The 26,194-nt window shown below is 74.0% G+C and carries 23 protein-coding genes, 1 pseudogene and 2 riboswitches; of the genes and pseudogenes, 22 read left to right on the top strand and 2 right to left on the bottom strand.

Going from position 1 to position 26,194, the window contains the following annotated elements; genetic code table 11:
* Nucleotides 1–629: 629 nt before the first annotated feature.
* From fmt to GD748_RS11575, 9 genes are all read left to right on the top strand, one after another.
* Nucleotides 630–1,568 carry a methionyl-tRNA formyltransferase gene (gene fmt / locus GD748_RS11615; RefSeq protein ID WP_152195364.1) on the top strand — a complete coding sequence of 313 codons (939 nt, stop codon included), beginning with the start codon at nucleotides 630–632 and terminating at the stop codon, nucleotides 1,566–1,568.
* Nucleotides 1,514–3,196 (top strand): RsmB/NOP family class I SAM-dependent RNA methyltransferase, encoded by a 1,683-nt coding sequence (locus tag GD748_RS11610; RefSeq protein ID WP_405002685.1) that lies wholly within the window; start codon nucleotides 1,514–1,516, stop codon nucleotides 3,194–3,196. Before fmt ends, GD748_RS11610 begins: the two co-directional genes overlap by 55 nt.
* Nucleotides 3,197–3,543: 347 nt before the next feature.
* On the top strand, nucleotides 3,544–4,209 hold the full coding sequence (gene rpe / locus GD748_RS11605; RefSeq protein WP_152195362.1) for a ribulose-phosphate 3-epimerase: 666 nt from the start codon (nucleotides 3,544–3,546) through the stop codon (nucleotides 4,207–4,209).
* 306 nt (nucleotides 4,210–4,515) lie between these two features.
* Nucleotides 4,516–6,027, top strand: coding sequence for a sodium/proline symporter PutP (gene putP / locus GD748_RS11600; protein ID WP_152195361.1), 1,512 nt, complete (start codon nucleotides 4,516–4,518; stop codon nucleotides 6,025–6,027).
* 127 nt (nucleotides 6,028–6,154) lie between these two features.
* A riboswitch (FMN riboswitch) is annotated at nucleotides 6,155–6,283 on the top strand.
* A gap of 93 nt (nucleotides 6,284–6,376) precedes the next feature.
* A complete protein-coding gene (locus GD748_RS11595; protein ID WP_226921235.1) occupies nucleotides 6,377–7,201 on the top strand; it encodes an ABC transporter permease in 825 nt (274 codons plus the stop codon).
* A 16-nt stretch (nucleotides 7,202–7,217) separates the two neighbouring features.
* Nucleotides 7,218–8,285: an ABC transporter substrate-binding protein gene (locus GD748_RS11590; RefSeq protein WP_152195360.1), complete on the top strand. Its 1,068-nt coding sequence runs from the start codon at nucleotides 7,218–7,220 to the stop codon at nucleotides 8,283–8,285.
* A 10-nt stretch (nucleotides 8,286–8,295) separates the two neighbouring features.
* A complete protein-coding gene (locus tag GD748_RS11585) occupies nucleotides 8,296–8,559 on the top strand; it encodes a phosphoribosyl-ATP diphosphatase (protein ID WP_152195359.1) in 264 nt (87 codons plus the stop codon).
* A 61-nt stretch (nucleotides 8,560–8,620) separates the two neighbouring features.
* Nucleotides 8,621–9,466, top strand: a complete 846-nt coding sequence (gene hisG, locus GD748_RS11580) for an ATP phosphoribosyltransferase (protein ID WP_152195358.1) — start codon at nucleotides 8,621–8,623, stop codon at nucleotides 9,464–9,466.
* Entirely contained in the window at nucleotides 9,466–9,918 is a 453-nt protein-coding gene (locus GD748_RS11575; protein WP_152195357.1) for a PH domain-containing protein, read from the top strand. The genes hisG and GD748_RS11575 overlap by 1 nt, the downstream gene beginning before the upstream one ends.
* Nucleotides 9,919–10,181: 263 nt before the next feature.
* Here the strand turns inward: GD748_RS11575 and GD748_RS11570 are convergent, their stop codons facing one another.
* Nucleotides 10,182–11,396 carry a DUF3866 family protein gene (locus tag GD748_RS11570; protein ID WP_152195356.1) on the bottom strand — a complete coding sequence of 405 codons (1,215 nt, stop codon included), beginning with the start codon at nucleotides 11,394–11,396 and terminating at the stop codon, nucleotides 10,182–10,184.
* A gap of 60 nt (nucleotides 11,397–11,456) precedes the next feature.
* A riboswitch (FMN riboswitch) is annotated at nucleotides 11,457–11,591 on the top strand.
* 93 nt (nucleotides 11,592–11,684) lie between these two features.
* Between GD748_RS11570 and ribD the strand changes: the two genes are divergently transcribed.
* The 7 genes and pseudogenes from ribD (at nucleotide 11,685) to GD748_RS11535 (ending at nucleotide 16,910) form a co-directional block, all read left to right on the top strand.
* On the top strand, nucleotides 11,685–12,755 hold the full coding sequence (gene ribD, locus GD748_RS11565; RefSeq protein WP_226921233.1) for a bifunctional diaminohydroxyphosphoribosylaminopyrimidine deaminase/5-amino-6-(5-phosphoribosylamino)uracil reductase RibD: 1,071 nt from the start codon (nucleotides 11,685–11,687) through the stop codon (nucleotides 12,753–12,755).
* Nucleotides 12,755–13,351, top strand: a complete 597-nt coding sequence (locus tag GD748_RS11560) for a riboflavin synthase (protein ID WP_152195355.1) — start codon at nucleotides 12,755–12,757, stop codon at nucleotides 13,349–13,351. Before ribD ends, GD748_RS11560 begins: the two co-directional genes overlap by 1 nt.
* Nucleotides 13,348–14,004: pseudogene (gene ribB / locus GD748_RS11555) on the top strand (3,4-dihydroxy-2-butanone-4-phosphate synthase); the annotation flags it as partial. The gene GD748_RS11560 and the pseudogene ribB, both read left to right, overlap by 4 nt.
* Before the next feature lie 74 nt (nucleotides 14,005–14,078).
* Nucleotides 14,079–14,564: a 6,7-dimethyl-8-ribityllumazine synthase gene (gene ribH / locus GD748_RS11550; RefSeq protein WP_152195353.1), complete on the top strand. Its 486-nt coding sequence runs from the start codon at nucleotides 14,079–14,081 to the stop codon at nucleotides 14,562–14,564.
* Between the two features lie 19 nt (nucleotides 14,565–14,583).
* Entirely contained in the window at nucleotides 14,584–15,588 is a 1,005-nt protein-coding gene (locus tag GD748_RS11545; protein ID WP_226921231.1) for a helix-turn-helix transcriptional regulator, read from the top strand.
* A complete protein-coding gene (locus tag GD748_RS11540; protein WP_152195352.1) occupies nucleotides 15,581–16,555 on the top strand; it encodes a helix-turn-helix transcriptional regulator in 975 nt (324 codons plus the stop codon). Before GD748_RS11545 ends, GD748_RS11540 begins: the two co-directional genes overlap by 8 nt.
* A 4-nt stretch (nucleotides 16,556–16,559) precedes the next feature.
* Nucleotides 16,560–16,910 carry a hypothetical protein gene (locus tag GD748_RS11535; protein ID WP_152195351.1) on the top strand — a complete coding sequence of 117 codons (351 nt, stop codon included), beginning with the start codon at nucleotides 16,560–16,562 and terminating at the stop codon, nucleotides 16,908–16,910.
* Nucleotides 16,911–17,163: 253 nt separating this feature from the next.
* On the opposite strand, the gene GD748_RS11530 is transcribed toward GD748_RS11535, so the two are convergent.
* A complete protein-coding gene (locus GD748_RS11530) occupies nucleotides 17,164–18,138 on the bottom strand; it encodes a glycerophosphodiester phosphodiesterase family protein (protein WP_152195350.1) in 975 nt (324 codons plus the stop codon).
* Between the two features lie 202 nt (nucleotides 18,139–18,340).
* Here GD748_RS11530 and tatA point away from each other — a divergent pair, with 202 nt between their 5' ends.
* The 6 genes from tatA to GD748_RS11500 all read left to right on the top strand — a co-directional run bounded on the left by tatA (nucleotide 18,341) and on the right by GD748_RS11500 (nucleotide 26,190).
* On the top strand, nucleotides 18,341–18,730 hold the full coding sequence (gene tatA / locus GD748_RS20140; protein WP_152195349.1) for a Sec-independent protein translocase subunit TatA: 390 nt from the start codon (nucleotides 18,341–18,343) through the stop codon (nucleotides 18,728–18,730).
* Nucleotides 18,731–18,733: 3 nt separating this feature from the next.
* Nucleotides 18,734–19,516 carry a twin-arginine translocase subunit TatC gene (gene tatC, locus GD748_RS11520; RefSeq protein WP_226921229.1) on the top strand — a complete coding sequence of 261 codons (783 nt, stop codon included), beginning with the start codon at nucleotides 18,734–18,736 and terminating at the stop codon, nucleotides 19,514–19,516.
* Between the two features lie 44 nt (nucleotides 19,517–19,560).
* Complete coding sequence (locus GD748_RS11515) at nucleotides 19,561–20,523, top strand: diacylglycerol/lipid kinase family protein (RefSeq protein ID WP_264372479.1); 963 nt, start codon at nucleotides 19,561–19,563, stop codon at nucleotides 20,521–20,523.
* On the top strand, nucleotides 20,520–23,399 hold the full coding sequence (locus GD748_RS11510; RefSeq protein ID WP_152195347.1) for a DEAD/DEAH box helicase: 2,880 nt from the start codon (nucleotides 20,520–20,522) through the stop codon (nucleotides 23,397–23,399). Before GD748_RS11515 ends, GD748_RS11510 begins: the two co-directional genes overlap by 4 nt.
* Nucleotides 23,400–23,767: 368 nt before the next feature.
* The gene (gene lnt, locus GD748_RS11505) at nucleotides 23,768–25,375 is read left to right on the top strand and encodes an apolipoprotein N-acyltransferase (RefSeq protein WP_152195346.1); all 1,608 of its coding nucleotides are present in this window, start codon (nucleotides 23,768–23,770) and stop codon (nucleotides 25,373–25,375) included.
* Nucleotides 25,372–26,190: a polyprenol monophosphomannose synthase gene (locus GD748_RS11500; protein ID WP_152195345.1), complete on the top strand. Its 819-nt coding sequence runs from the start codon at nucleotides 25,372–25,374 to the stop codon at nucleotides 26,188–26,190. Before lnt ends, GD748_RS11500 begins: the two co-directional genes overlap by 4 nt.
* Nucleotides 26,191–26,194 lie beyond the last annotated feature (4 nt).

Genomic DNA, 26,194 nt, shown 5'->3' with positions numbered 1-26,194 from the left:
AGTGCGGAGCCCGACCGCGCAACGCCGTCGACGCCGTCCGCACCTCCTCGACCAGGGCGAGCGGCGACGACTGTTCCGCAACGCCCGAACGAACCGGCTTGCTCGGCTGTGCCATCGCACCCACCCCCTCCAGCACCTCGTTGGACTGTTGTTCGGACACTATCCGAGGGGTACGACATCCACTTCGTCCGGCGTCAAGGCTGTGGGAATCTCGCTCATGGTCCTGGGCTGGGGGCCGAAGCGTCGTCGCCGTCCGCACCTCCACGACCAGGGCGATCGGCGACGACTGTTCCGCAACGCCCGAACGAACCGGCTTGCTCGGCTGTGCCATCGCACCCACCCCCTCCAGCACCTCGTTGGACTGTTGTTCGGACACTATCCGAGGGGTACGACATCCACTTCGTCCGGCGTCAAGGCTGTGGGAATCTCGCTCATGGTCCTGGGCTGGGGGCCGAAGCGTCGACGCCTGACGGGCGTGGCCATAACATCGCCTGGGGCGAGGCGCGGAGCTCTCCAGCGTGCGGGCCTGCCGCCCACGACGCATCCGGTAGTAGCTCCTGGGCTACGTAGCTCGCAGGCCACAGTTCCGGCACGGCCTCCGCGGCAGGCACCGCATAGACTCGAGCACCATGCGTCTGCTCTTCGCCGGGACCCCCGAGGTGGCCCTGCCCACCCTCCAGGCCCTGCTCGCCTCCCAGCACGAGGTCGTCGCCGTACTCACCCGGCCCGACGCCCGGAGGGGACGCGGTCGCACCCTTCACCCGAGCCCGGTGGCAGAGCTCGCCCGCACCGAGGGGATCGAGGTCCTGACGCCGCGCAGTCTCCGTGAGGACGGAGTCGCCGAGCAGCTGGCCGCGCTGGAGATCGACGTCGCCCCGATCGTCGCGTACGGCGGTCTGGTCCCTGCTCACCTGCTCGAGCTGCCGACCCACGGCTGGGTCAACCTCCACTTCTCCCTGCTGCCCGCGTGGCGCGGCGCAGCGCCGGTCCAGCGCGCGGTCATCGCCGGCGACGAGATCACCGGGGCGAGCGTCTTCCAGCTCGAGGCCGGGCTGGACACCGGGCCCGTCTACGGCACCCTCACCGAAGCCGTCCGTCCCCGCGACACCTCCGGCGATCTGCTGGGCCGCCTGTCCGAGTCGGGCGCCGGGCTGATGATCGCCGTGCTCGACGCCATCGCCGAGGGGAGCGCCAGACCCCAGCCACAGGCTACGGAGGGAGTCAGTCTGGCGCCGAAGCTCGAGGTGGTGGACGCCGCCGTGCGGTGGGCCGACCCTGCCCTCGCGATCGACCGGCTCGTTCGCGGCTGCACCCCCGCGCCCGGCGCCTGGACCACTCTTCCCGACGGCGCCCGGCTGAAGCTTCGCCCGGTGACCGTGCGCAGCGAGGTCACGGACCTCGCTCCCGGTCAGGTGCGAGCCAGCAAGCACGAGGTGCTCGTCGGCACCGGTTCACACGCCGTCGTTCTCGGCGAGGTCGCCCCGGCCGGGAAGAGCTGGATGCCGGCCGAGGCCTGGGCCCGCGGCGCACGGCTCGACGACACCACGGTCCTGGGCACACAGTCGTGAGAGCGGAGCGCGGAGACGCACGCGGCCGTTCAGGTGACGGACGAGGGGGCGACGGCGGACGAGGCACCCGCAGCGGCGCACCACGACGCCGGCCGGGCTACCGGCCCCGCCGCGAGAAGCCGGACGCGCCACGAGAGGCGGCCTACGAGGTGCTCCGGCAGGTCGCCGCCTCCGACGCCTACGCCAACCTCGTCCTGCCCCCGCTCCTGCGCGAGCGCGGCATCGTCGGCCGAGACGCCGCCTTCGCCACCGAGCTCACCTACGGCACCCTGCGCCTGCGTGGACGGTACGACGCCGTGATCGCCCGGTGCACCAACGGCCGCCCGCTCGACCAGCTCGACCCCGAGGTGCTCGATCTCCTGCGCCTGGGCACTCATCAGCTCCTCGGCATGCGGGTGCCCACCCACGCCGCCGTGTCCGAGACCGTGAGCCTCGCGCGCTCCGTCACCGGGCAGGGCCCCTCCGGACTCGTCAACGCCGTCCTGCGGGCGGTGGCCCGGCGATCGCCCGAGCAGTGGCTCGAGGAGGTCGGCGGATCTGGGGACGACGTCGCCCGCCTCGCGGCCACCGCGTCCCACCCCGAGTGGATCGTCCGCGCTTTCCGGCAGTCGCTGCTCGCGAACGACCGCCCGGCCGCCGAGCTGCCCGACGTGCTGGCCGCGAACAACCTCGCTCCGAGGGTGACGCTCGTGGCCCGACCGGGACTGGTAGAACCCGCACGTCTCGCCACCGAGATCGAGAACGAGTCGGGCGAGCCGCCTGCGCGCGGTCGTTGGTCGCCCTACGCGCTGCTCACGGTCGGGGGCGACCCGGCACGGCTGCCGTCGGTGCGGCGCGCCGCGGCAGGAGTCCAGGACGAGGGCTCCCAGCTCGTCGCCCTTGCGCTCGCCGCCGCACTGCTCGGTCCTAGCGCGTCACGGCTCGGCCCCGAAGACATCGAGTCGCGAGGCGTCGACGACGGCGCACCGCTCCGTCGTGACGACGCCGCGCCGCTCGGACCCCACGACGCCGCTTCGGCGTCCCCAGACGCACGGTGGCTCGACCTGTGCGCCGGGCCTGGCGGCAAGGCTGCCCTGCTGGGTGCGCTGGCACACGAACGCGGCGCGCACCTCCTCGCCAACGAGGTCGCTCCGCACCGGGCCCGGTTGGTGCGCAGCTCCGTGGCGGCCGTCCCGGCGGGAACGGTCGAGGTCCGCACCGGCGACGGACGGGAGATCGCCGACGCGGGCCAGGGACCCTTCGACCGCGTCATGGTCGACGCGCCGTGCACCGGGCTGGGGGCGCTACGACGCCGGCCGGAGTCTCGTTGGCGGCGCAGCCTCGCCGACCTGGCGCAGCTCGGCCCGCTCCAGCGCGACCTCCTCGACGCCGCGCTGAGCGCCACCCGTGTCGGGGGAGTGGTCGCCTATGTCACCTGCTCCCCGCACGTCGCCGAGACACGAGCCGTGGTCGAGGACACGCTCCGGCACCGGGACGACGTCGAGCTGATCGACGCCGTCGCCGTCGTGAGCTCGCTGGCACTCGAACCCCCGCCAGGTCTCGGTGACGGCCCGTTCGTCCAGCTCTGGCCGCACCTGCACGGCACCGACGCGATGTTCCTGGCGCTGCTGCGCCGGACCAGCTCCTGACCACATCGGGTGGAGGCCGGAGCTCCCCTCGAGCGGGGCGCCCTGCGCTCGCCCAGCAAGGCTGCCGCCTCGCGACCAGCATGGCGGCCCGCCCCGTCCGCGACCAGCAAGGCGCTGCCCGCCCCGTCCGCGACCAGCAAGGCGCTGCCCGCCCCGTCCGCGACCCGCGGGACAGCCCGCCCCGTCCGTGACCAGCGGGACAGGCCGCCCCATACCCGACGAGCGGGTGACCCGCCTCGTCAGGCGCCCAGCGGGCGGCCCACCACCTTCGGAAACCCCAGGTCGTTGCGCCACCGGTGAGCCGCCGTCCCCGGGCAGGCGCACGTCGTCCCAGTAGGCTGGCGTGCGTGAGCATCGTCATCTCGCCCAGCATCCTCAACTCCGACTTCTCCGACCTGCGCGGGGAGCTGGCGAAGATTGCCGGCGCGGACTACGCGCACGTGGACGTCATGGACAACCACTTCGTGCCCAACCTGTCACTGGGTCTGCCCGTGGTGGAGTCGATCCTGCGGGTCAGCCCCGTGCCGGTCGACGCACACCTCATGATCGAGGATCCCGACCGTTGGGCCCCGGCCTACGCCGAGGCCGGATGTGCCTCGGTCACCTTCCACGCCGAGGCCGCCACGGCACCGGTCAAGCTGGCGCGCGACCTCCGAGCCCAGGGCTCGCGCGCGGGCCTCGCCCTGCGCCCCGCGACCCCCATCGAGCCGTACCTGGACCTCCTCCCCGAGTTCGACATGATCTTGGTGATGACCGTCGAGCCCGGCTTCGGTGGCCAGTCCTTCATCGATGGGACCTTGCCGAAGATCACGCGCACCCGCGAGGCGATCTCGGCCGCCGGGCTGGACGTGTGGCTCCAGGTGGACGGCGGGGTCTCCCGCGACACCGTCGAACGCGCCGCCGACGCCGGCGCCAACGTCTTCGTCGCCGGGTCCGCCGTCTACAAGGCGGACGACGCCGCGGCGGAGGTCGACGCTCTGCGAAGTCTCGCGACCGAGGCCCACAGGCACTGATCCCACACAGCCCCCGAGTCTGCTCGGCCCGTTCCGCGCTACCTGGAGCGGACTGAGCGCCACGGCTCGGCCCGCCCCGTAACGGACGATCGCTGTGGCCTGACGTTGCCGCTCCCAGAGCGCAGACCGTCGTGGCATGACCTCGCCGCCCCCGTCGCGGCATGACCACGCGGTCCCCGTCGCGGCATGACCTCGCCGCCCCCGTCGCGGCCCGACCCCGCCGCCCCTGAAGCGGACAGATCAGGCCGTTCCGGACGCGTGGAGTACCGTGCTGAGGATCCAGGCACCCTAGAGAACGGCACTCCCGTGAGCGACCAGGCGTTTAACATCCTCGCTCTGATCATCTACTTCGCCGCCATGTTGGGCATCGGCTGGTACTTCGTCAGGAAGAACAACTCGCTCGACGAGTACATGCTGGGCGGTCGCGGCCTCCCGCCAGCGGTCGCCGCGCTGAGCGCCGGAGCGTCGGACATGTCCGGCTGGCTCCTCATGGGCCTTCCCGGTGCGATCTACGCGACAGGTCTCGTGGAGGCCTGGATCGCCGTCGGCCTGACGATCGGCGCGTGGCTGAACTGGCTGTTCATCGCGCCGCGACTACGCGTCTACACCCAGGTCTCGGCGAACTCGATCACCATCCCCAGCTTCTTCGAGAACCGGCTGCGCGACAGGTCCCGGCTCCTGCGCATCGCGGCCGGGATCATCATCCTCGTCTTCTTCACGTTCTACGTCTCCTCCGGGATGGTCGCCGGCGGGGTGTTCGCCGAGAGCTCATTCGGGATGGACTACCGCACGGGCATGCTGATCGTCGCCGGCGTCACCGTCCTGTACAGCCTCGGCGGCGGGTTCCTCGCCGCGAGCTACACCGACTTCGTCCAGGGCACGATGATGTTCCTCGCCCTGATCGCCGTCCCGCTGGTCGGGGTCTTCGCCGTCGGTGGTCCCGGTGAGGCCGCGGCCACGATCCGCGACGTCGACCCGGCCCTCCTCCGGATGCTCGGTGCCGGTACGAGCGCGATCGTCGTCGTCTCCGCCCTCGCGTGGGGCCTGGGCTACTTCGGCCAGCCGCACATCATCGTGCGGTTCATGGCGCTGCGGTCCGTGGAGGAGGCCAAGTCTGCCCGCCGCATCGGCATCGGCTGGATGATCCTCGCGGTCGGCGGTGCGATCGCCACCGCTCTCGTCGGCATCGCCTACGTCCAGCAGAACGGGATCGCGCTCGAGGACCCGGAGACGATCTTCCTCGTCCTCGGCGAGATCCTCTTCCACCCCCTGATCGCCGGCTTCATCCTCGCCGCCGTCCTGGCCGCGATCATGAGCACGATCTCGTCACAGCTCATCGTCAGCGCGTCGGCTCTCGTGGAGGACCTCTTCAAGGCTGTTCTGAAGCGACGCGCGACGGACCGCCAGGAGGTCATGCTCGGCCGTGCCGCCGTGCTCGTCATCTCCCTCGTCGCCGGCGCGATGGCCTGGACGCAGAACGACACCATCCTGGGGCTCGTCGCCTTCGCCTGGGCCGGTTTCGGCGCCGCGTTCGGCCCGACCGTCATCCTCTCGCTCTACTGGCGTGGACTCAGCGCCGCTGGCGCCCTGACCGGCATGGTCGCCGGCGCCATCACCGTCGGTGTGTGGGGCAACATCGACGGCGGCATCTTCGACCTCTACGAGATCCTCCCCGGCTTCGTGGTCAACCTGGTCCTCGCCATCATCATCAGCAAGCTGACGCACCGGGCCAGCTCGGACGTCACCGCCGAGTTCGACGAGACGATGCGGATCATGACCTCGGGCAGCAAGAGCACCGCGGACGTCCCGCGCGGCTGACCCGAGCACAGGCGGTGGCTGCCCCCTGAGCAGCCGCGGTGGCTCACTGACCACAGCCGGTGGCCGACCTCACCGCCGGCCGCCCCGCCTCCGCACGCGCCGCGCGTTATGATGCCCGGGTAGCAAGCACGTGCTCCGGGGTCGGTGAGAGTCCGAACCGGCGGTGACAGTCCGCGAGCCGCGCACCGCAAGGTGCCGGTTGACCTGGTGGAACTCCAGGACCGACGGTAATAGTCCGGATGGGAGGAAGCACGCGGCGCGCACCCCTGCGGTGCGTCGCCGAGCGCGAGCCACGGCTTTTCGGCCGTGCCCGTCGCCCCCGGTCAGCGTGCCGACCGGGAGGGACGAGATGAGCACCGACGTCGAGCATCGTGACGCGACCGCGACGATGCTGCCCACCCCTGCGCCCAGCCGGCTGGCCCGGCCCCACCGCGCGCCCCGCCGGGTCGCCGCACCGCTGCTGCTCGGCCTCGTCGGGCTGATCGTCTGGGAGGTGGTCGCCCGCTCCGGTGCCGTCCCGGCGTTCTTCCTCCCCGCGCCGACGGCGGTAGCCGTGCGCCTGGGCGAAGACCTGGCGACCGGCGGCCTGCTCGGCTTCGTCCTGCCGACCCTCGTCGAGGCGGCCCTGGGCTGCCTCGTGGGGGCCGTCGTCGCCCTGCCCCTGGGCTATCTCGTCTTCCGCAGCCACCGCGCGTCCGCGGCGCTCGAGCCCTACATCGCAGCCTCGCAGGCCGTCCCGGCGGTCGCGCTCGCCCCGCTGCTCATGCTCTGGATCGGGTACGGCCTCGTCCCGATCGTCGTGCTGTGCGCTCTGCTCGTCTTCTTCCCGATCCTGCTCGCCACGGTCCTCGGCCTGCGGACCCTGGACCCCGACGTCGTCGACGCCGCCCGGCTCGACGGCGCGAGCGGCTGGGACCTCCTGCGCCACATCGAGCTCCCGCTAGCCCTGCCGAGCCTGCTGACCGGCCTGCGCAACGGCTTCACCCTCTCGGTCACCGGCGCCGTCGTCGGCGAGTTCGTCATGGGCGGGCAGGGCCTCGGGATGCTCGTGGCGACGCGCGCCGACTCCGCCGACACCACCGGCCTGTTCTCCGCCCTGGTCGTCCTGTGCGTCCTGGCCATGACCGTCTACGGCGTCCTGAACCTCATCGAGCGCCGCCTCGAGCAGCGCTGACCCTCGAAGGAGCACCATGTCCTACCTCCGCCGCCTCGCCGTCCTCTCGGCCGGTGTCCTCACCCTTGCCGCCTGCGCCGCCGGGTCCGAGGGCACCCCCACCACGGGTGCCACCGCCCCGGCCCCGGGAGACGGCACGACTGGCTCGGACCCGGGTCCGGAGGCGCCCGCGGCCGAGCTGACCATCGGCCTGACCTACACACCCGACATCCAGTTCGCCCCCTTCTACGTGGCCCTCGAGAAGGGCTACTACGACGACGCGGGCGTCGACGTCACCCTGCGTCACCACGGCGCCAGCGAGGGCCTGTTCACGGCCGTCGCCGGCGGCGAGGAGGACGTGGTCGTCGCCGGCGGCGACGAGATGCTGCAGGCCCGCTCCCAGGACGTCCCGCTGAAGTCAATCGCCACCCTCTACCAGGAGTACCCGGTGGCCCTGATCGTGCCGGCAGACTCCGACATCGAGGCCGCCGAGGACCTTGCCGGCCGCACCGTCGGCATCCCGGGGCCGTTCGGGGAGACCTACTTCGGGCTGCTCGCCCTCCTCGGCGACGCCGGTCTCACCGAGGACGACGTCCAGGTCGAGCACATCGGCTACACCCAGCAGGCAGCACTGACCGCCGGGCACGTCGACGCGGTGATGGGCTTCGTCAACAACGACGCCGTCCGCTTCGACGCCGCCGGCCTCGAGGTGCGCAGCATCCCGGTCGCCGACGGCGACGCGCCGCTGGTCGGCATCAGCCTCGGGGTACTCGACGGCACCGCGGAGGAGCAGCCCGACGCCGTCGCCGCGATGGTCGAGGCGACCCTGCGCGGCGTCCAGGACGTCGTCGACGACCCGCAGGCCGCCGTCGAGCTCTCCGCGGCGCACGTGCCCGACCTCGGCCGCGCGGACGCCCAGGCCGCCGCGCTGGCGACGTTGGAGGCCACCGTCCCCCTGTACGGCAGCGGCGCCGAGCTCGGGACCCACAGCCCCGACACCTGGACGGCGATGGTCGAGCTGCTGGACGAGCACGGCCTGCTCGAGGGCGACGTCGACCCGGCCAGCGCCTGGACCGACCAGTTCCTGCCCGCCGGGAACAACTAGGCTGGCCCGCGTGAAGTCGTTCGAGGAGCTCTTCGCCGAGCTGCAGCACAAGGCCGCCACCCGTCCCGAGGGTTCGGGCACTGTCGCACAGCTCGACGCGGGGATCCACGCCATCGGCAAGAAGGTCGTGGAGGAGGCCGCCGAGGTCTGGATGGCCGCCGAGCACGAGTCCGACGAGGCCGCGGCGGAGGAGATCAGCCAGCTCCTCTACCACCTGCAGGTGATGATGGTCGCGCGCGGGCTCACGCTCGAGGACGTCTACCGCCACCTGTGACCACCGCCGCTGTAGTACGCCCCGTCCCGTCCGACCCTGCCCCGCGCCCCAGGAGCTAGCAGTGCTGCGTATCGCCGTGCCCAACAAGGGCTCCCTGTCCGAGCCCGCCTCCCAGCTCCTCACCGAGGCGGGCTACCGCCAGCGCCGGGACAACCGCGAGCTCGTGCTCCCGGACCCCGCCAACGACGTCGAGTTCTTCTTCCTGCGTCCGCGGGACATCGCCGTCTACGTCGGCTCCGGAACCGTGGACGTCGGCATCACCGGCCGTGACCTGCTGCTGGACTCCGGGGTGGAGGCCGTCGAGCACCGCGGGCTCGGGTTCGCCCGCTCCACCTTCAGGTTCGCCGCCCCGGCCGGCCAGATCACCTCCGTCGACCAGATCGCCGGCAAGCGGGTCGCTACGAGCTACGACGTCCTGGTGGGCAGCTACCTCGCCGACCGGGGCATCGACGCCGAGGTGGTCCACCTCGACGGGGCGGTGGAGTCCTCCGTCCGCCTCGGCATCGCGGACCTCGTGGCCGACGTCGTCGAGACCGGCACCACGCTCCGGGCCGCTGGCCTGGAGACCTTCGGCGACCCGATCCTGCGTTCCGAGGCCGTGCTCATCCACTCCGCCGGGCACGAGGTGTCCAACGGCCTGAACGTCCTCGACCGGCGCGTCCAGGGCGTGCTCGTGGCCCGGCAGTACGTCCTCATGGACTACGACGTCCCGGTCACCCACGCCGAGCGCGCGATCGCCATCACCCCGGGTCTGGAGTCGCCGACGGTCTCCCCGCTGCACGACGGCAACTGGGTGGCGGTCCGGGCGATGGTCCGCCGCGAGGTCACGAACAAGGTCATGGACGAGCTCTACGACGTCGGCGCGCGGGCCATCCTCGTCACCTCCATCCACGCCTGCCGCCTCTGATGAGCGACTACCAGGACCTGCACGCCCCGTTCCGGCCCCGGTCGGCCCGGGCGGTGACGCTGGTCCTGGGCGTCCTCACCGTCGTCGGGGCGATCGTGATCGTCATCGCCGTGCCGCGGATGGCCAACGTCACGTTCGGCGCGGCAGACCAGCTCGGAACGGTCCTGATCGCCGCCGGCATCTGCTGGGGCCTGTGGCGCCAGGGCGGCGTCCGTGCCGTGCCGGGGGAGCGGGGGCTCGTCGTCCGCAACCTCGTGCACACCCGCGAGGTGGAGTGGGCCGAGATCGTCTCGGTGAACTTCGGCGACGGCTCGCCCTGGGTCCAGCTGGACCTCTCCGACGGCGGCACGCTCGCCGTGATGGCCGTCCAGCGGGCCGACGGCGCACGCGCGGCTGCCGAGGCGAGCCGCCTCGCCACCCTGGTCGCCCTCCACGAGGGCCCGTCGGCCTGAACCGGCGGGCAAAGGCCGGTCCGGCACCGCCGGGGGACGAACACGCATGTCGTGGACGAAACCGCATGCGGCAGCAGGCCGTCTCGTCCACGACAGGCCGTCTCACCCACGGCAGGCCGTCTCGTCCACGCCAGCCCATCTCCACGGCAGGCGTCCCGTCCCCGGCACGTGACGTCACCTGCGGCATGCGGCGTCACCACGGCACGCGGCCGCGCCCGTAGGAAAGGGCCCGGCACGGCTCCGCTCCTCGAACCGGCCCGCGGCTAGGCCGGCACGTTGCCGACCGGGCGGCCTGCGAGGCGGGCCGCGTGGACGCCGGCGGCGGCGGCCGCGAGGAACGCCGCGGGGTCCTGCTCCAGCCCGCGCCCCATCGTCGACAGCCGTACCGGCGAGCCCGCGAGCGCCTGCCCGAGGCCGGCGGTCGAGACCTCCACCAGGCGGTGGATGCCCGCCGGGGCGGCGAGCGCCCTAGCCTGCTCGGCGACCCGGTCGCCGAACCCGGGCGGGAGCGACGCCTCGAGCGCGTCGCCCGTGTCGTAGCGGGGCACGACGACGTCCGCCGGTGCCAGCGCGACCCGTCCGTAGGCCGTCAGCGAGTGGTGCGAGACGCCTCGGTGACGCTCGCGAGGATCGGCACCGGAGACTCGCAGGGAGGCCACGGGAGCACCGCCGAGCGTGGCGGCGGCGTTGACCGCCTCGCCGCACGCGGTGCCGGAGAACCCCCAGCGGGTGCCCGTGCCGAGGTTGCCCGGGCCCTGCGCGACGACGACGGCGTCCGCTCCGACAACCAGGCGGGCGGCGAGCAGCCCGGTGTGGACGTTGACCGCCTCGAGGTCGCCGCCGAAGGCCTGCCCGACCGTGACGGAGCCGACCAGCCAGTGCGCGTCACGCAGCCCGGCGAGCGACCGGGAGAACCACGCGGGGAGCGCCCCGCCGTCGGTCATCACGTAGGCGACCCGCAGCTCGGGGTCGACGCTCCGTATCCCGGCGAGAACGGCCGGCAGGGCGGAGTGGAGATCGGCGACGACGACGGGCATGCCGCCGAGGTCGTCGGCCTCACGGAGCACCTCGTGGTGCGCGGACTCCTGCTCGTCCACGCCCAGCACCATCGTCTGGAGCGGTGTGTACCGGGCCTTGACGAGGTGGCCCGGACCGGCTCCGGGGTCGGGCGGCAGCGCGTCGGGCAGCGCGACGACCATCGCGTAGCCGCCGGTGCCCAGCCCGCGGGCGAGCGCCGCGGCGGAGAGCGTGACCCGGTCGCCGACCGCAGGCTCGCCGACCAGGTGCGGATAGGCGAGCGCGCGGACCGCCGTGCCCGGCGACAGGGGAGTCGGGCCGCTGACCGCAGTGCCGGGCGACAGGGGAGACGGGGCGCCTGCCGCGCCGGGCGCAGGACCCGTGATCTCCACCTCGAGCTCGACCGCACCGTCCCAGGCGGCCCGCACACCACGCACCACGCCGTCGCGCCAGATCATCACGCCCGTCACGGTACCGGGCACGACGGGAGCGCAGCGGTGTGGCACGATGGCCGTAGAGCAGCACGTGCTCCGGGGTCGGTGTAATTCCGAGCCGGCGGTGACAGTCCGCGACCCGTTCGTCCGCAATGGATGGACGGTTGACCTGGTGGAACTCCGGGACCGACGGTGAAAGTCCGGATGGGAGGAAGCACGTGGCGCCGCCTGCGGACACCCGTCCGTCGTGTGGCGCCACTCGTCGTCGCCCCCTCCCGCCCGGCCGCCCGTGCCGAGAGGCAGGAGCAGCGAGAGATGACGGCCACCACCGCGGCCCGGCGCACGGCCATCGAGAACGACGCCATGGCGCGCGCCGTCGAGCTCGCCGAGACAGGCCCGCTCGCGGGCGGCAACCCGCGGGTCGGGTGCGTGCTCCTGGACTCCGACGGCCGGGTGCTCGCCGTGGGCCGCCACCGCGGCGCGGGCACCGTCCACGCCGAGGCCGACGCGCTCGCAAGGGTCCCGCCGGAGAGTCGCGGCGCGCTCGTCGGTGGCACCGCCGTCGTCACGCTCGAGCCGTGCCACCACACCGGCCGCACCCCGCCGTGCTCGCACGCCCTGCACGCCGCCGGGCTCGCCCGGGTCGTCCACGCCGTCGCCGACCCGGACCCGCGTGCCGCCGGCGGCGCCCAGTGGTTGCGCGCGGCGGGCGTCGACGTCTCGACCGCCGAGGAGGCGGGACTGGACCCCGTCGTCGTCGCCCGGGCGCGCGACGTGGCGGCGAGCTGGGCGACCGCCGTACGGCGCGGGCGGCCGTGGCTGGTCGCGAAGACTGCCACGACCCTCGACGGCCGGGTCGCTGCGACCTACGGCACCAGCCGCTGGATCACCTCCACGGAGTCCCGCGCGCACGCGCACACCGTTCGCGCCGACGTCGACGCCATCGTCGTCGGCACCGGCACGCTGCTCGCCGACGACCCCGCCCTCACCGCCCGCACGGCCTCCGGCCCGGCCGATCACCAGCCCCTCCGCGTAGTCGTCGGCGAGCGCCCCGTACCGCCCGACGCCCGGATCCGGCGCGGCCCGGGGGAGTGGCTCCACCGCCCCACCCGCGACCTGGCGGCCGTCCTGGCCGAGCTCCACGACCGCGGCGCCCGGCACGTGCTGCTCGAGGGCGGCCCGACCGTGCTCACGGCGGCCCTGCAGGTCGGCCTGGTCGACGAGCTGCACGCCTACGTCGCCCCGGTCCTGCTCGGCGCCGGCCCCGGCGCCGTGGGGGATCTCGGCATCCGCACGATCGCCGACGCGCTGCGCTGGCGGACCGTGCGCACCCAACGGCTGGGGGACGACCTGTTCCTCGCGTTACGTCCAGAAGGAGAGAGCTGATGTTCACCGGACTCGTCGAGGAGGTGGGCACCGTGCGCGACCGGGAGCAGGTCGACGGCGCCGTGCTGCTCCACGTGGCCGCGACCGCCGTGACGGTCGATCTCAGCGACGGCGACTCGGTCGCCGTGGCAGGGGTCTGCCTGACGGTCGTGGACCACCACGCCGGCGGGTTCACCGCCGACGTCATGCCCGAGTCGCTCGCCCGCACGACCCTCGGCGCTCTCGGGCCCGGCGCACCGGTCAACCTCGAGCGCGCCGTGCGCGCCGACGGCCGGCTGGGCGGCCACCTCGTGCAGGGACACGTCGACGGCGTCGGCACCGTGCTGCGGCGCACCCCGGGACCTCGCTGGGACGAGGTCGAGATCGCCGTACCCGCCACCCTCGCCCGGTACGTGGCGGAGAAGGGCTCGATCGCCGTCGAGGGTGTGTCGCTGACGGTCACGCACGTCACGCAGGACAGCTTCGGCGTCGCCCTGATCCCGACGACGCTCGCCGTCACCACCCTGGGGACCCTCGTCACCGGCGGCCTGGTCAACCTCGAGGTCGACGTGGTGGCGAAGTACCTCGAGCGGCTCACGGCGGGGGCGGTGAGATGACGACGACAGCCACGGCCACGCCCCTCGCCGACGCGCTGGCGGCGCTGCGCACCGGTCGGCCGGTCCTCGTCGCGGACTCGCGCGACCGCGAGGACGAGGTGGACGTCGTGCTCGCGGCAGCGACCGCCGACCAGCGGTGGGTCGCGTGGACGGTCCGCCACACCTCCGGCTACCTGTGCGCGCCGTTGCCCGGCGCCCGGGCGGACGCGCTGGACCTGCCGCTGATGGTGGCCGAGTCCCAGGACCCGCGCCGGACCGCGTACACGGTCAGCGTGGATGCCGCCGGCGGTGTGACGACGGGCATCTCGGCCGCCGACCGCGCCACGACGCTGCGCGCCCTGGCGGACCCGGCGACCGGGCCCGCCGACCTCGTCCGGCCGGGGCACGTGCTCCCGCTGCGAGCCGTGCCCGGCGGCGTGCTCGAAAGGCCGGGACACACGGAGGCCGCGGTGGACCTGTGCCGCCTGGCAGGTGCGGGCGAGGTGGCCGCGATCGCGGAGCTCGTCCACGACGACGGCACGATGGTGCGCCTCGACGCCGCCCGCGAGCTCGCCGGCCGGGAGGGGCTCGTGCTGCTGACCATCGACGAGCTGCGTGCCTGGAGAAGCGCCCACGACCCCGCGACCGACGTCCACCGGCGTCCCACGCGGGGGGACCGGCTCCCGGGGCGGTCCTCGACGCCGGACACCGCCGGCGACACCCGGGCCGACTCGGAGGAGACCGACAGATGAGCGGAGCCGGAGCACCGGCGCTGACCGTGGACGGGACCGGCCTGCGGGTCGTAGTCGTGGCGGCGCAGTGGCACACCCAGGTGATGGACGGCCTGCTGGACGGCGCCGCACGCGCGCTGGCGCGCGCCAAGGTCACCCCGACGGTCGTGCGCGTCCCCGGCTCGTTCGAGCTGCCGGTCGTCGCGGCGGCGGCCGCACGGGGCGGGGCGGACGCGGTGGTCGCGCTCGGCGTCGTCGTCCGGGGTGGCACGCCGCACTTCGACTTCGTCTGCCAGGCCGCGACGGCGGGGCTCACCGACGTCGCGGTGACCACCGGCGTGCCGGTCGGGTTCGGCCTCCTCACGACCGACGACGAGGCGCAGGCGCTCGACCGCGCCGGGCTGCCGGGGTCCGCGGAGGACAAGGGCGCCGAGGCGGCGGAGGCCGCCGTCGCGACCGCGCTCGCGCTGCGACGCCTGCGTGGCGCCACGAGCAGCGCCTGACGCCCGGTAGCGTGGGGACGTGGCACAGCGCGTACAGGCGGCCGAGCGGCTGCTCGACCTGGTGATCGCGCTCTCGCACACCCGCCGGTGGATGACCAAGCAGCAGGTGCGCGAGCGGGTCAACGGCTACACCGACGCCACCAGCGACGCGGCCTTCGAGCGGATGTTCGAGCGCGACAAGGACCTGCTCCGCGAGATGGGGGTGCCGCTCGTCGTCGAGCACGACCAGGTGCACGAGGACGACGTCGGGTACCGCATCGACACGGCCGGCTACACGTTGCCGGAGGTCGCGTTCACACCCGCCGAGGTGGGTGTGCTGTCGCTGGCCGCCGAGCTGTGGCAGGACGCCTCGTTGCGCTCGTCCGCGCGGCGTGGGATGACCAAGCTGCGGGCGGTGGGGCCGGCCGCGGAGCCGGCCGCGCACGCCGGCCTCGCGCTGCGGGTCCGCGGCCCCGAGGCCTCGTTCGCCCCGCTGCTCGAGGCGATCGACACCCGCCAGGTGGTGACCTTCACCTACCGCGCGGCGAGCACCGGGCAGCTCACCCGACGGCGGGTCGAGCCGTGGCGCCTGCTCAGCCAGGACCGCGGCTGGTACCTGGTCGGCCGGGACGTCGACCGGGCGGCCCCGCGCGCCTTCCGCCTCTCCCGCATCCAGGGCCGGGTGCGACCCACCGGCAGCGCCGAGGCCTTCGACGTGCCCGTGGACGTCGACGTCGCCGCGCTGGTCGGGGGCGCCCGCCCGGTGTCCGGCACCGCGCGGCTGGCCGTGCTGCCGGGCCGCGCCGCCGCCCTGCGCGCACGTGCGGGTTCGGAGCCCGACGGCGACGACGTGGCCGGGCTCCCCGGCCCGCTGGCCGACCGGGAGATCGTCGTGGTGCCGTTCTACGACCTGGAGGACCTCGCCGAGGAGATCGCCGCCTACGCCGAGGCCGTCCTCGTGCTCGAGCCCGCCGACCTGCGCACCGCGGTGCTGCGCCGGCTGCGGGCGGCGGCCACTCTCGACGGGAGCGGGTCGGATGGCTGAGAACACCGCCGAGCGGGTCACCCGGCTGCTGGCCCTGGTCGCCTACCTCAACGAGCACCCCGGGGCCCCGGTCGCCGACGTCGCCGAGCACTTCTCCGCGACCGAGGCCCAGGTGCTCGCGGACGTCAACCTCCTCTGGGTCTCCGGGACGCCCGGCTACCTCCCCGACGACCTGATCGACTTCTCGGCCGAGGCTCTCGACCACGGCCGGCTGACGCTGACCGACGCGCGCGGCATGGACCGGCCGCTGCGGCTGTCCAGCTCCGAGGCGCTGGCCCTGCTGCTGGCACTTCGCTCCCTGCGTGAGCTCGCCGAGCGCCAGCCGGGCCTCGACCCCGGCGCCGGCGCCCTGGAGTCGGCCCTGGGGAAGCTCACGGCCGCCACCGGCCGGGCTGCCGAGCAGGCCGCCTCGGTGGAGGTCCGCGTGCACGCCGAGGCCCCGGCCGCGACCCTCGCGACGCTGCAGGGCGCCGTGGAGGCACGACGGCGCGTGCACCTGCGGTACGTCTCCGCCGCGGACGTGGTCACCGAGCGCGACGTCGACCCGGTGGAGCTGCGCTCGGACGGTGTGACCTGGGCGCTGCGGGCGTGGTGCCACCGCGCCCAGGGAGCCCGTACCTTCCGGCTGGACCGGATCCTCGACCTGGCGGTCCTGGACGAGGGGGCGGCGGAGCACCCCGAGATCGTGAGCGGGCCGGCGACCGGCTGGGAGGGCGACGGACGGACCGTCACGCTCGAGCTCGCGTCGCAGGCGCGGTGGGTGGCCGAGCACGCGCCCGTGGAGTCCGTCACCGACCTGCCCGACGGCGACCTCCGGGTGGTGCTGCGGGCCGGCGACCCGGCCTGGGTCACCAACCTGCTGCTCTCCCTGGGGGAGTCGGTGCGCGCGGTGGCGCCCACGGAGCTCGCCCGCGACGTCGCCACCCGCGCGCGGCGCGCCCTCGACGCGTACGACCACCTATCCTGAGCCCGTGTGGTGGCTGATCTGGATCCTTCTCGTCCTCGGTGCGCTCGGCGCCGGGGCGCTGCTCGTGCTGCGGCTCTGGCGCCAGGTCAAGGCGCTGGGTCGCGAGGTGGCGGGCCTCGGCGAAGCTGCCGAGCGGCTCTCGAGCGCCGCTGACGAGGACCAGAGCACCGCCTCGCAGCGGTACGTCCCCGGCGCGCTGGGCGAGGACCGCACGCTGGAGACCGCCCGCCGCACCCGCGAGCGCGTGAAGGCCGCCCGCGCCCGGCAGCGCCAGGGACGTCTCGACCGCTCCGCGGCCCGCTGGCGCGCCGCGGGCCTGCTCCAGGAGACCTTCACCCCCGACGTGGCCGGGTAGCGCGGCGGACGCCGTACGGCCGCGCAACAACCTCGCCGGCCCAGCGCCGCACGGCAGCGCAACAACCCCGCCGGCCAGCACCGCACGGCCGCGCAACAACCCCGCCGGCCAGCACCGCACGGCCGCGCCACAACCCCGCCGGCCAGCACCGCACGGCCGCGCCACAACCCCGCCGGCCAGCACCGCACGGCCGCGCCACACCCCCGCCGGCTCTCATACCTGCGCGCACGCCGTCGCGAGCGTCACGGGCTGGTCATCCCCCGAGAGCCCCGGGGGGATCGAGCAGCCGGCCCGCCGCCCGCACCGCGCGGTCGGGATAGTCCGTGATCACGCCGTCGACGCCGGCGCCGACCACCAGCTCGAGGTCCGCCTCGTCGTTGACGGTCCACGGCACGACGGCCAGGCCGGCCGCGTGGGCCCGCTCGACGAAGGCGTGGTCGCTCACGAGCCGGAATCCCTCGGTGGTGCTGGTGGCGCCGTACGGGGTGGCCCAGGCAGGGGTGATCGCCCCGACGCCGAGAGCCGCGGCCGCCGAGACCAGGTCGCCGCCGTGGTCCTCGAACCGGATCTGCCCGAGCCACGGACTGCCGGGGGAGAAGGAGAGCCCGTCGACGGCCAGAGCCGCACGCGGCAGGTCCGGAGCCTGCCGGCCAGCCTCGGCCACCGCCCGCCAGTCGAAGGACTGCAGCACGACCCGGTGCTCGGCGCCGGCCGCGGTCACGGCGGCGAGAACGGCCCGAACCATCTCGGCCGGGCCGACGCCGAGCTCCGGGCGGGTGGGGTCGAGCTTGAGCTCGACGAGGAACCACACGTCGGGCGAGACCTCCCGCACCGTCCGCAGGACCTCGGTCAGCAGCGGGATGCGGGCACCTGGCCGTGCCTCCTGGAGCGGGAACTCGGCCTGGGTCCGGCTCCCGACGTCGACCGTGGAGAGCTGGTCCGTGGTGAGCTCGACCAGGTTGCGGCCGACGTACGCAAAGGCGGGGTCGGCGGGCACGGCCGGAGCGGTGTCGAGGCACTTGCCCGGCAGCAGCACCGGGTCGTGCCAGACGACGACCTGGTCGTCGGCGGTCACCTGCACGTCCAGCTCGAGCGTGGTCGCACCGAGCTCGACCGCACGCACGAACGAGGCGACGGTGTTCTCCACCACGTGACCGCGAGCGCCACGGTGGCCGGTCACCTCGAGCGCGCCCCGGTGCCACGGCCCGACCGCGCCCGAGCTGCTCATCCCGCCCCGACCGTGCTCGAGCCGCTCATCCCGCCCCGCCTCTTCTAACCGTCCGTCTCGCGCGAGCCGCTCATCCCGCCCCGCCTCTTCTAACCGTCCGTCTCGCGCAAGCCGACGGCCGCCGTCGCCCCACGGTTGTCGGTAAGGGCCTTCCCGTTGGGTATCCTCACCGTACGTCCTCCAACGACTGAAGGTGTCACCGATGTTCCGCAATGGCCTGCAGCCCTCGCACATCATCATCCTCGTACTGGTGATCATCCTGATCTTCGGAGCCTCGAAGCTTCCCGACATCGCCTCCAACATCGGCAAGTCGATGAAGGTCTTCAAGAAGGAGGTCAAGGAGCTGCGCGACGACGACGCCGACACCTCCTCGTACACCGCGACCGGTGGCCAGCCGCCCCAGCAGACCACCTACCCGCCCTACCCCGGCGCCCAGCAGCCGCCGACGCCCGGGTCCCAGAATCCGCCCGGACAGCAGCCCGGCCACGGCCAGTACGAGCCGCCCGTGCCACCACCCGCGCCCGGGCAGGGACAGAGCCCGGACCAGCCGGGCCAGCCCCGGGACGGCTCCGGGCAGCCGCCGCAGTCCTGACGCGTGCGCGCTGACAAAGGCGCACGCTCCCGCAAGAAGGACCCCGAGGGGCGGATGCCGCTGGGGGACCACCTCCGTGAGCTGCGCAGACGCCTCATGCTCGCCGCAGCGGGCATCCTCGTGGGTGCCGTCGGCGGGTGGTTCCTGTACGAGCCGCTCTTCGAGGAGATGGTCGCCCCGCTCGAGGCGATCGGCAGCCTCAACTTCACGACCGTCGGGCAGGCCTTCGACCTGCGGATCCAGGTCGCCATCTTCCTCGGGCTCTTCCTCACCAGCCCGTGGTGGATCGGGCAGCTGTGGATGTTCGTCACCCCGGGCCTGACCCGCAAGGAGCGGGTGTACTCGATCTCGTTCATCCTGGCCGGCGCCGCCCTCTTCGTCGGCGGCGGAGCCCTCGCCTGGTGGGTCCTGCCGCACGCGGTGCAGATCCTCACCTCCTTCACCCCCACCCAGGCGCTGAACCTGCTCGACGCGCGCACGTACTTCGCGTTCTTCATGCGCGTGATCCTCGTCTTCGGGATCGCGTTCCTGCTGCCGCTGGCGATGGTCGGCCTGAACTTCCTCGGCGTCGTCTCCGGCCGCACCTACCTCAAGGCGTGGCGGTGGGCGGTGCTCGCGGCGTTCGCCTTCACCGCGATCGCGAACCCGCTGCCCGACGCCTGGTCGATGGTCATCATGGGCGGCGCGATCTCTCTCCTCTTCTTCCTCGCGGTCGGCATCTGCTTCGTGCGGGACCGGCAGGTCGCCCGGCGCAGGGCCGCGCACGACGCCGCCCTCGGAATATGACGCTCCCGGGTTCGCACCGGCGCCCCACGGGCCGCGTTGGCCTGGTGGTCAACCCGACGGCCGGCACCGGACGCGGCGGCAAGGTCCGCGACCGGGTGCTGGGCGGCCTCGCCGCCGCCGGCCTGCGCGCGGTGGACCTCTCCGGCGCCGACCTGGACAGCGCCGTCGCGCGGGCGAGGTCCGGCCTCGCCCAGGGCCTGGACGCCCTCGTCGTCGTCGGCGGGGACGGCATGGCCCACCTGGGCGTCAACGTCGTGGCGGGCACCGGGGTGCCTCTGGGCATCGTCGCGGTGGGCTCGGGCAACGACGTCGCCCGCGACCTCGCTCTGCCGGTCCACGACGTCGACGCCTCGGTCGCGGTGATCCGCGACGGTCTGGCGGCCGCCGCCTGGTCGGCGTCCCCGACGCCCGGCGGCCCGCCCGCCGGGGCGGCCGGCACCCGGATGCTCGACGCCGTCGCCGTCTCCCGCCCCGGCGAGCTGCCCGACCACTGGTACCTCGCCGTCTTCTCGTGCGGGATCGACGCCGCCGTCAACGACCGCGCGAACCGGATGACCTGGCCACCCGGGGGCGGCCGGTACGTGCGGGCGCTGCTCGCCGAGCTGGGCTCGTTCGAGCCGTACGGGTACCGCGTGACGATGGACGGCGAGGTGTGGGAGGGCCCCGGGACGCTGGTCGCCGTGGCCAACATCCGACGGTTCGGGGGCGGCATGCACATCGCCCCCGACGCCGAGCCCGACGACGGCCTGCTGGACGTGGTCATCGCCGACGGGCTCACCCGGTCCGAGCTGCTCCGCATCTTCCCGCGGGTCTACCGCGGCACGCACCTGAGCCATCCGGCGGTGCACGTGCGCCGTGCGCGTTCGGTGCTCGTCGAGCCGCTGCCCTCCGCCGGCGGCGAGCCTCCGGTCGCCTTCGCCGACGGCGAGCGCCTGGACGCGCTGCCCCTGCAGTGCGACCTGCACCCGCGTGCGGTGGGCGTGCTGGCCCGTACGCTCGGAGGATGAGCTCCCCGGCCGAACGCTATGCCGCCGCACGCCGACGACAGCAGGCCGAGCGCAGCGCGCTGGGTGCCTTCCGCCGTCGTCTCGCCTTCGAGATGGACGACTTCCAGGTGCGCGCCTGCGAGGCGCTCGAGTCCGGGCACGGCGTGCTGGTGGCGGCGCCCACCGGCGCCGGCAAGACCGTCGTCGGCGAGTTCGCCGTGCACCTGGGGCTGGCCACGGGTCGCAAGGTCTTCTACACCACGCCGATCAAGGCGCTGAGCAACCAGAAGTACGTGGACCTGGTCGCCGTGCACGGCAAGGCAGCGGTCGGGCTGCTCACCGGCGACACGACGATCAACGGCAACGCCCCGGTCGTGGTGATGACCACCGAGGTGCTGCGGAACATGCTCTACGCCGGGTCGGACACCCTCGCCGGCCTGGGCTTCGTGATCATGGACGAGGTCCACTACCTCGCCGACCGCTTCCGCGGGCCGGTCTGGGAGGAGGTCATCATCCACCTGGACGCCGCCGTGCAGGTGGTCTCCCTGTCCGCGACGGTGTCCAACGCCGAGGAGTTCGGCGACTGGCTGACCATGGTGCGCGGCAACACCGAGGTCGTGGTCACCGAGCGGCGCCCGGTCCCGCTGTGGCAGCACATGATGGTCGGCAGCCGGCTGCTCGACCTGTACTCCGCGCACGTGGACCCCACCGACGTCGGCGTCGACCCGCCGCTGAACCCCCAGCTCGTCGAGGCGATCCGCCGCGCCCAGCGCACCGGCAGCGCCCGGGACCTGCCGGGCCGCGGCCGCGGGCACGCCGGGACGGGGCGCGGCTCGGGCCGGCGCGGCGGCGGTCGCGGGGGCCACGGCGGGCGCGGCCAGGACCGGCACCAGGGCGGTCGCGGCGGCTCGGGGCGCTTCCCGGCCCGGGTCCGGCCGGCGCCGCGCCCGGTCGTCGTCGAGCGACTCGACCGCGAGGGGCTGCTGCCGGCCATCGTCTTCATCTTCTCCCGCGCCGGCTGCGAGGCCGCCGTCCAGCAGACCCTCGCCGCCGGCACGCGGCTGACGACGGCGGCCGAGGCCGCGATCATCCGGGAGGTCGTCGAGGACGCCGGCGCCGGCATCCCGCCCGAGGACCTCGCCGTCCTCGGCTACGACACGTGGTCCCTGGCGCTCGAGCACGGCGTCGCCGCGCACCACGCCGGCCTGCTGCCGGTGTTCAAGGAGACCGTGGAGAGGCTCTTCACGGCGGGGCTCGTCAAGGTCGTCTACGCCACCGAGACCCTGGCGCTGGGTATCAACATGCCTGCCCGGTCCGTGGTGCTGGAGTCCTTGGTGAAGTGGAACGGCTCCGCGCACGTCCAGCTCACCCCGGGGGAGTACACCCAGCTGACCGGCCGGGCCGGGCGCCGCGGGATCGACGTCGAGGGCCACGCCGTCGTGCTGTACACCGACGAGGTCGACCCGGTCGGGGTGGCCGGTCTCGCCTCCCGGCGGACGTACCCGCTCCGCTCGGCCTTCCACCCGACGTACAACATGGCGGTCAACCTCCTGGGCACCATGCGCCAGGAGCAGGCGCGGGAGGTGCTCGAGACGTCGTTCGCCCAGTTCCAGGCGGACCGCGGCGTGGTCGGCCTCGCGCGGCAGGCGCGCAAGCACGCCGAGGCCGTAGCGGGCTACGCCGAGGCGATGACCTGCCACCTGGGCGACTTCACCGAGTACGCCGAGCTGCGCCGGCAGATCAAGAACCGCGAGGCCGACCTCTCCCGCGAGCGCTCCGCCGATCGACGACAGGCCGTGCGCCGCTCGCTCGAGGGACTGCGCCGCGGCCAGGTGGTGGCCTACCCGCGCGGGCGGCGCACCGCTCACGCCGTCGTGCTCGAGAGCCTCGACGGCGGTTTCGAGGGACCGTCGCTGCGCCTGCTCACCGACGAGCGGCAGGTCCGCACGATGGATCAGGCCGAGCTCCCGCACGGGGTGTCGGTGGTCGGCGGCGTCCGCGTGCCGAAGAACTTCAACCCGCGCAACCCGGCCCAGCGGCGCGACCTCGCCTCCTCGCTGCGCAACGCGCTCGCCGAGGGGCGCCTGGGCACCGAGCCGGCGGGGGAGCGGCGCACCGCGCGCCGTGGGACGCCGTCCGTCGCCGGCGGTGACGCCGAGCTGTCCCGCCTGCGCGAGGCGCTGCGGGCGCATCCCTGCCACGGCTGCGCCGAGCGCGAGGACCACGCCCGGTGGGCGGTGCGGTGGGAGCACGCCACGACCGAGCACGAGGAGCTCCTGGGCCGCATCCAGCGCCGCACCGGGACGATCGCCCAGGACTTCGACAAGGTCTGCGCGGTGCTGAACGAGCTGGGCTACCTCACCGGGGAGCCGGGCGCCGCGGAGGTGAGCGAGGACGGCCGCTGGCTGGCACGCCTGTACGCGGAGAAGGACCTGCTGCTGGCGGAGTGCCTGCGCTCGGGCGCCTGGGACCGGCTCAGCGCGGCCGAGCTCGCCGCCGTCGTCTCCACCACCGTCTACCAGGCGCGCAGCCCGGAGCCCGGCACGCTCGGTCCGCTGGCGGGCGGGCGGCACGGCCAGCTGGGCCAGGCTCTCGCGGCGACGACGAGCATCGGCGACGACCTCGCCGAGCTCGAGCGGCTGCACGGCGTGGCGCCCACCGAGCCGGTGGACCTCGGCCTCGTCTCCGCGGTCCACCTCTGGGCCGGCGGCGCGCCGCTGGCGGACGCGCTGCGTGCGGCAGACCTGGGCGCCGGCGACTTCGTGCGGTGGTGCAAGCAGGTCCTCGACGTCCTCGACCAGCTCGCGTCGGCCGCGCCGAGCGGGGCGCTCGCGGTGCGCGCCCACGAGGCGATGGGCCTGGTGCGGCGCGGCGTCGTGGCGTGGTCGAGCGTGTGAGGGGCGTCACACCCGCCCCACCAGCCCGACACACCCTCGCGACACGCCGGGAAAGTTTTGGGACATCTGGATTCGGTAATCGCGGCTGACCAGCAGGAACGCCGTTGACCTGCACAGTCAACGGCTTGTAAAGGTCCCCGGGGTGGCGCTAGGTTCGTGCCCTGTCCCCCGGCGAGCAGGCCACCCGTAGCGGCCCACCGCTGCGCGTCGACCGGCTCTCGGGATCACAGTGACCAGACCCGCGTACCCGATAGAAAACGGGCGGCGCCGCCCCGCGGCCCGTCCGGTCCGAAGGGTACGCGGGTCTGTCGCTGCAAGCGCTCTCGGCCGCGGGCCGGACCCGTGCGAGCCCCACCTAGACTGGGCAGGTGCCCCGCCCCTTCCCCTCACGCCGGTGGACCGTGCTCCTCGCCGTCGCCGGCGGGCTCGCCACGGAGACGGCGTTCCCGGCGAAGTCGTGGTGGCCGATGGCCTACGTCGGAATCGCGCTGATCCTCCTGGCCCTGCGGCGCGACTCGGTGCCGTGGGGGTGGTTCGCCGGCTTCCTGGCCGGTCTCGGCTTCTTCCTGCCCCACCTGTGGTGGGCCAACGAGGCGGTCGGGGAACCGATCGGCTGGATCGCCCTGTCGGTGGCCGAGGCAGCGATGGTCGGGGTGTTCGGCGCCGCCTGGGTGCTGGTGCGCCGCATCCCGGCGGTGGCACGGAGCCGAGTGCTCCAGGTGCTCGCCGTCGCGGTCCTCTGGGTGGCCGTCGAGCAGGTCCGGGCCCGGTGGCCCTTCGGCGGGTTCCCCTGGGGCACGCTGGCCTTCTCCCAGACCGACGCCCCGCTGCTGCGGCTGGCCTCGGTGGGCTCGACCGTGCTGGTCAGCGCCGCCGTCGTCGTCATCGGCGCGCTCCTCGCGCAGGCGCTGGTGCACCTGCGCGGCTGGCGCGTCGGGTCCGCCAGCGCGGTGCTGCTGCTCGCGGCCGCCCTGACCTTCGCCCCGTGGCTCGTGCCGCTGGGCACCCGCGCCGAGTCCGGCACGATCCGCGTCGGCGCCGTGCAGGGCAACGTGCCCGAGCAGGGGGCCGAGGCCGTGTCCCAGGCGCGCGCCGTCACGGCGAACCACGCGGCGGGGACCCAGGCGCTGCTGGACCACGTCGCCCCCGGCGAGCTCGACCTCGTCCTGTGGCCGGAGAGCGCCGCGGACATCGACCCGCGCACCGACGCCGAGGTCGCCGCCACGGTCGACGCCGCCGCCCAGAGCATCGGCGCCCCGATCCTGCTCGGCACCCAGCGTTACCTCACCGACCCGGAGGACCCCGACGTCCGCCAGCGGTACAACGAGATGATCCTGTGGGAGCCCGGCGCCGGCAGCCAGGTGAGCTACGCCAAGCAGCACCCCGTGCCGTTCGGCGAGTACATGCCGCACCGGGACTTCTTCCGCACGTTCACCTCCGCCGTCGACCTCATCACCGTCGACATGCTGGCCGGTACCGAGATGGGACTGGTACCCGTCCAGATCGAGCGCCTCGGCCGCACGGTCCCGATCGCCGTCGGGATCTGCTTCGAGGTCGCCTACGACGAGCTGATCCGCGAGTCGGTGGTCGCCGGGGGAGAGCTGATCGTCATCCCGACGAACAACGCCTCCTTCGGACTGACGCAGGAGTCCAGCCAGCAGCTGGCCATGTCCCGGTTCCGGGCGGTCGAGCACGGCCGCGCCGTCGTCCACGTCTCCACCGTCGGCGTGAGCGGCATCATCAGCCCCAACGGCGTGGTGATGGAGAGCACCGGGCACTACACCGCCGAGCAGATGATCGAGCGGCTGCCGCTGCGCACGTCCCTCACCGTGTCCGACCGGCTCGGCCAGTGGCCCGCCCTCGCCGTCGGTGTCCTCGCTGCCGCGGCCGTGCTGGCGGGCGTCGTCGCCTCCGTCGGGCGGGCCCGCGAGCGACGACGGGGCGCACGCCGGCCGAGGGGCAGGGGACGCCGATGAGGACGCTCGTCATCATCCCCACGTACAACGAGCGGGCGGCGCTCCCGCACGCCCTGCGTCGCACGCGGGAGGCGGTTCCCGACGCCGACATCCTCGTGGTCGACGACGCCAGCCCGGACGGCACCGGCGCCCTCGCCGACGACCGGGCCGCCCGCGACGCGTCCGTGCACGTGCTGCACCGCGCGGCCAAGGAGGGGCTGGGGCGCGCCTACGTGGCCGGCTTCGGGTGGGCGCTGGAGCGGGGCTACGACCTGGTCGTGGAGATGGACGCCGACGGCAGCCACCGCCCCGAGGACCTGCCGCGGCTGCTCGCCCGGGCCGCCGAGAGCGACGCGCCGGACCTCGTGCTGGGTTCTCGCTGGGTACCCGGCGGGGAGGTGGTGAACTGGCCCGCCCACCGCGAGCTGCTCTCCCGCGGCGGCAACGTGTGGGTGCGCCTCGCCCTCGGGGTCCCGGTGCGCGACGCCACCGGTGGCTTCCGGGTCTACCGGGCCGCGACGCTGCGGGCCCTGCCGCTGGCGGACATCGAGTCGCAGGGCTACTGCTTCCAGGTGGACATGACGTGGCGGGTGCACCGTGGCGGCGGCCGGATCGTCGAGGTCCCGATCAGCTTCGTCGAGCGGGCCGAGGGCCAGTCCAAGATGAGCCGGGCGATCGTGGTGGAGGCACTGTGGCGCACCACCGCGTGGGGCGCCGCGCACCGGGGCGCCCAGCTGGTCCGGGCCGTCCGCGGTCTGGCCCGCCGGCGTGGGCAGGCCGCCGGCCCCGGACGCACGACGGCCCGCCGGGTCCGAGGACCGGGCGGGCCGAGGTGAGCGG

This window comes from Georgenia subflava (assembly GCF_009193155.1).
Classification (GTDB): domain Bacteria; phylum Actinomycetota; class Actinomycetes; order Actinomycetales; family Actinomycetaceae; genus Georgenia; species Georgenia subflava.
The sequence above is the reverse complement of the archived record's forward strand: the minus strand, read 5'-3'. Positions and strand labels throughout refer to the sequence as shown.